The organism is Mesorhizobium sp. M2A.F.Ca.ET.067.02.1.1 (assembly GCF_004023285.1).
Taxonomy (GTDB): Bacteria; Pseudomonadota; Alphaproteobacteria; order Rhizobiales; family Rhizobiaceae; genus Mesorhizobium.
The window spans coordinates 1-4,013 of sequence record NZ_RZSB01000549.1 but is presented as its reverse complement, the minus strand read 5'-3'; the positions used below and the strand labels follow the sequence as shown (position 1 = coordinate 4,013).

At 65.1% G+C, this 4,013-nt stretch carries 3 protein-coding genes and 1 pseudogene; all 4 read left to right on the top strand.

The window, feature by feature from the left end; translation table 11 throughout:
* Positions 1 to 568: 568 nt before the first annotated feature.
* Positions 569 to 1,498, top strand: coding sequence for a myo-inosose-2 dehydratase (gene iolE / locus EOA28_RS27245; protein WP_127249773.1), 930 nt, complete (start codon positions 569 to 571; stop codon positions 1,496 to 1,498).
* Positions 1,488 to 2,330: a polysaccharide deacetylase family protein gene (locus tag EOA28_RS27240; RefSeq protein WP_245463131.1), complete on the top strand. Its 843-nt coding sequence runs from the start codon at positions 1,488 to 1,490 to the stop codon at positions 2,328 to 2,330. The genes iolE and EOA28_RS27240 overlap by 11 nt, the downstream gene beginning before the upstream one ends.
* A 172-nt stretch (positions 2,331 to 2,502) precedes the next feature.
* Positions 2,503 to 3,492, top strand: coding sequence for a sugar ABC transporter substrate-binding protein (locus EOA28_RS27235; protein ID WP_245463130.1), 990 nt, complete (start codon positions 2,503 to 2,505; stop codon positions 3,490 to 3,492).
* A 76-nt stretch (positions 3,493 to 3,568) separates the two neighbouring features.
* Positions 3,569 to 4,013 (top strand): annotated as a pseudogene (locus tag EOA28_RS27230) (hypothetical protein); the annotation flags it as partial.

Here is a 4,013-nt window from a genome sequence, read left to right as displayed (position 1 = left end):
GGGTTTGGGGTGCGGGCGCATGGGTTACGCCCGCCCATAGGTGCATTGGTGTGCCGCGGCGGGCTTGGCTTCCGACGTCGAGTTCCTTCGCCCCCCTCTCTGTCCTGCCGGACATCTCCCCCTCAAGGGGGGAGATTGGATGTCGCGCCGGCTTTCGCCAATCGCCAACGTTGCAAGGGGAACGCCAGGGCTGAAGCTGCCAATCTCCCCCCTTGAGGGGGAGATGTCCGGCAGGGCAGAGAGGGGGGCCTCGCGCCGACGCTCGATCATTTCCAGATTTCCCATCCCCCATCCTGCCACAGCGACCCTGCCGTCACAAACTGGTTCCTTCATTTTCCGGAAAACTGGCCCTCGCGATGGAGACAGAGCGGCGTAGACTTCACTCATAGACGTTGGGGATAAGACGTCGGCGCAAAACGGGGAACACAAGTCCGGGCAAGGCAACTGGGAGGCTGCCGGCCGGACGGGCAAGGCAGGGCGATGCATCGCCCGCCGCAGGCATGAAGCCATTTCCCTCCCGAGACCATGAACCCCGCAGCCATCCTGGCCGCGGGGCGGAAAGCGAGCAATGACGACAGTTCGACTTGGCATCAACCCGATCACCTGGACCAATGACGATGTGCCGGAACTGGGCGGCGACACGCCGCTCGAGACCTGCCTCGCCGAGACCGCCGAGGCCGGCTATGCCGGCACCGAGCTTGGCGGCAAGTTCCCGCGCGACAGCCGCGCGCTTCGGCCAATCCTCGACCATTACGGGCTGGCGCTGGTCTCCGGCTGGTATGACGGGCGCATCTGCGAGAAGGAGGTCGACGAGGAGTTCGAGGCGATCCGGCCGCATCTGACTTTATTGCGCGATCTCGGCGCCAGGCGCGTCGTCTATGCCGACACCTCGCGCGGCCGGCATGGCGCGATCCATGACCCGATCTCGCAGCGGCCGAAGCTGATGGACGGCGAATGGAAGGCCTATGGCGCCAAGATCACCAGGCTCGCCGAGCGGTTCTCCGATTTCGGCGTCGGCATGGCCTTCCACCATCACATGGGCACGATCGTCGAGACCGACACGGAGATCGACCGGCTGATGCACAGCACCGGCGAGGCGGTCGGCCTTCTCTACGACACCGGGCACTGCGCCTTTTCGGGCGGCGACCCGGAGCAATTGCTGCGCCGGCATGTCGAGCGCGTCGTGCATGTCCATTGCAAGGATGTGCGCCCGGCGATGCTGAAGAAGGCGCGCGAGGCCGACATGAGCTTCATGGGCGCGGTGATGGAAGGCATCTTCACCGTGCCGGGCGACGGCGCGATCGACTATGCGACGCTGCTCAAGATCCTCGCCGGCCAGGGCTATTCCGGCTGGCTGGTGGTGGAGGCCGAGCAGGACCCGGCCAAGGCGCACCCCTTGACCTATGCCACGATGGGGTATCGCAATTTGAAGAAGCTGGCGCAGGGCGCGGGCTTCTATGTCCACGAGCGCGCAAAGGAGGTCCGCCATGCCGGCTGAACGCAAGGTCGTCATCAACATCGACGATGTCGGCATGTGCCATGGCGCCAATGTCGCGTACCTGAAGCTGAAGCGCGCCGGCGCGGTCGACAGCGGCTCGGTGATGGTGCCCTGCCCGTGGTTCCTCGAGATCGCCGAGGAAGGCGCGAAAGACGCCTCGCTCAATCTCGGCGTCCACATCACGCTCACCTCGGAGAAGAAGTACTACCGCTGGCGGCCGCTGACCAAGGCGAGCCAGGCCTCCGGCATCGTCGATGGCGACGGCTACCTGTTCCGCTCGGTGCCGGAATTGCGCGCCAAGGGCGAGCCGGAAGCGGTGGAGGCCGAGATGCGGGCGCAGATCGACGCGGCCAAGGCCGCGGGGCTGTCGCTCACCCATATGGACGGGCATATGGGCGCGGTGTTCTCGCCGGAATTCGTCGACCGCTACGCGGCTGTCGGCATCGACTACGGCCTGCCGACGCTGTTCCCGAAAAGCATCTCGGTCTATGGGCCGATCCACAATCTGGGTCCGCTGGACGACAGCGTCTTCTCCGCGCCGGGCAAGCGGCTGGAGCAAGCCGGCGAGACGCTGGTAAGCGCGGTGCTGGAGACGCCATGGCACCGCAACCAGCCAGCCCGGGCGCGCTACGAGGCGCTGTTTGGCCAGATCGGCGACGGGCTCAACTTCCTTTGCCTGCATGCCAACGCGCCGGGCGAGATCGAGGTGATCGAGCCCAGCTCGGCACAGATCCGCATCGACGAATTCGACCTGCTTCCAGACCCGGATTTCATGGCCTTCGTGGAGGGACTGTCCATCCGCCGCGGCACGCTCCGGGACTTTCGAGCATGACGAAAGCGGCCTGACCGGGAGGGTCGAGGCCGAGACTAATGCATGTCGCCCAAAAGTGCGAAGCGGTTTTGGGAGAACGACATGCATCAAATCAAAGACTTAAAGTGTCGCCTGAATCCGTTTCAGCGCGAAACGCTTTAAGGACGACAACGATAACTTGAGGAGAACCACTATGAGTGCCTTATTCTCGATGTCCGGACTGCGAAATGCGCTGAGCGCGGCGGCGCTCTCGCTCGCCTTTGCCGGCGCCGGCATTCTGCCCGCGCCGGCCCAGGTGAAGAAGGAAAGCGATGTGCGCATCGTCTTCGTCACCCACGGCCAGGCCAACGACGTCTATTGGAGCGTGGTGAAGAACGGCATGCAGGCCGCCGCTCAGCAGCTCGGCGTCAAGGTCGAGTACCAGGCGCCGGAAACCTTCGACGTGGTGCGCATGGCGCGCATGATCGAGGCCGCCACGGCCTCGAAGCCGGACGGGCTGGTCGTCTCCATTCCCGACATGGACGCGCTGAAGGCGCCGGTGGAAGCGGCCAAGGCCGCCGGCATTCCGGTGGTGGTCATCGACAGCGGCGAGGAAGCGGTGGAGCCCTGGGGCCTCGACCTCTTCGTCGGCGGCGGCTCGGAATATGACAACGGCGTCAAGGCCGGCGAGATCATGGCCAAGGCCGGCGTCAAGAAGGGCGTCTGCATCAATCACGAGGTCGGCAATGTCAGCCTCGACAAGCGCTGCGAAGGCTACAATGACGGGCTGAAGAAGAGCGGCGGCTCCTCCGACGTGGTGGCGGCCACGATGGACCCGACCGACGTGACGCGCCGCGTCGAGGGCTATCTCACCGCGCATCCGGACGTCACCGGCGTGCTGACGCTGGGCCCGACGGTCGCCGCGCCGCTGCTCAAGATGTTCGAGGACGCCGGCACGATCGGCAATTACAAGATCGGCACGTTCGACCTGTCGCCCGAGATCCTCGATGCCGTCGCCAAGGGCACGATGATGTTCGGCATCGACAACCAGCAATATATGATGGGCTACTATCCTGTCGTCTTCCTCACCAACAAGGCGATGTACAAGACCTTCCCGACATCGGCCGTGCGCACCGGTCCGTCCTTCATCATGAAGGACGACGCGGCCGCCGTGCGCGATCTCAGCAAGGCCGGCATCCGCTGATGCTATAATGGCCCGCCGGCGAAAGGCGCTGGCGGGCCCTTGTTGGATGCCCTGGACGCTTATTGGGAAGACGATCGTGACCGAAGCTCTGAACCCGGCTCACCCGCCCGAGCCGAAGCCCGTTTCGCGACGCCTGGTCCGCCTGATGCGGCGGCCGGAGCTCGGCGCCATCACCGGCACCATCATCGTGTTCCTCGCCTTCGGCATCACCGCCGGCAACAGCGGCCTGTTCTCGATGGCCGGCATCGCCAATTTCCTGCAGGTGTCGGCGCAGCTCGGCATCCTCGCCGCAGCGGTGGCGCTGCTGATGATCGGCGGCGAGTTCGATCTTTCCCTCGGCTCGATGATCGGCTTTGCCAGCGTCACCATCGGGCTCTGCGTCACCCAGTTCGGGCTTTCCATCCCCGCGGCGGTGGCGATCGCCTTCGTCATCGCCATCATCGTCGGCGCCTTGAACGGCATCCTTGTCGTGCGCACCAGGCTGCCCTCCTTCATCGTGACGCTGGCCGGCCTGTTCATCC

Coding starts and splice junctions, on each gene's coding strand:
- iolE (WP_127249773.1), top strand. CDS start 569: ATGACGACAGTTCGACTTGGCATCAACCCGATCACCTGGACCAATGAC.
- EOA28_RS27240 (WP_245463131.1), top strand. CDS start 1,488: ATGCCGGCTGAACGCAAGGTCGTCATCAACATCGACGATGTCGGCATG.
- EOA28_RS27235 (WP_245463130.1), top strand. CDS start 2,503: ATGAGTGCCTTATTCTCGATGTCCGGACTGCGAAATGCGCTGAGCGCG.